At 40.2% G+C, this 528-nt stretch carries 1 protein-coding gene; it reads left to right on the forward strand.

Going from position 1 to position 528, the window contains the following annotated elements; translation table 11 throughout:
- The first annotated feature begins 178 nt into the window (after positions 1-178).
- Positions 179-499: a hypothetical protein gene (locus N3A72_12470; protein ID MCX7920390.1), complete on the forward strand. Its 321-nt coding sequence runs from the start codon at positions 179-181 to the stop codon at positions 497-499.
- Positions 500-528 lie beyond the last annotated feature (29 nt).

Here is a 528-nt window from a genome sequence, read left to right on the forward strand (position 1 = left end):
ACTCAGTATCAGAGATATCGATAATCTCAAGAGATTTAGATTGCAAGTGGAAATGATTGACCCGCTTAGAAGGGGATTGTGACTGTACCAGAAATGATTTCTAAACCACTCGATAAATATGAGTGGAAATGATTGACCCGCTTAGAAGGAGATTGTGACTAGAAAGGAGGGCAGAGATATGGAAACCAAGAAAACCCTGACGCTGTCAAAAGATTTACAGAAAACCTTGGGCGTTGGAGAAATCCCTTCGCTTTGCCTAGATGCGAAGACTAAAAATTATTTTTTAGTGGTAGTGCCGATTGTAAATCGTAAAGTCTTTGAACGTTTTGTAAAAAAAGAGTTAGGATACGATACGATTTTCACTGAAGGCGCCACTGCCATTTGTTTCTGGTGCGAATTAAACGATGAAGGCGAGTTAGACTTGGTATCGTTGCCAGAATTCTTCGCCATCACACCAGCAAGATTAGAGACTTTAGGTAAATTATCAGCGCAACAATAGGTCTCTAATCACTGCGAGAATCAAGACTA

The sequence above is a fragment of the bacterium genome (genome assembly GCA_026416715.1).
Classification (GTDB): Bacteria; UBP4; UBA4092; order JAOAEQ01; family JAOAEQ01; genus JAOAEQ01.

Bases quoted from the DNA above. Each gene is read 5' to 3' on its own strand.
- N3A72_12470 (MCX7920390.1), top strand. From the start codon at position 179: ATGGAAACCAAGAAAACCCTGACGCTGTCAAAAGATTTACAGAAAACC.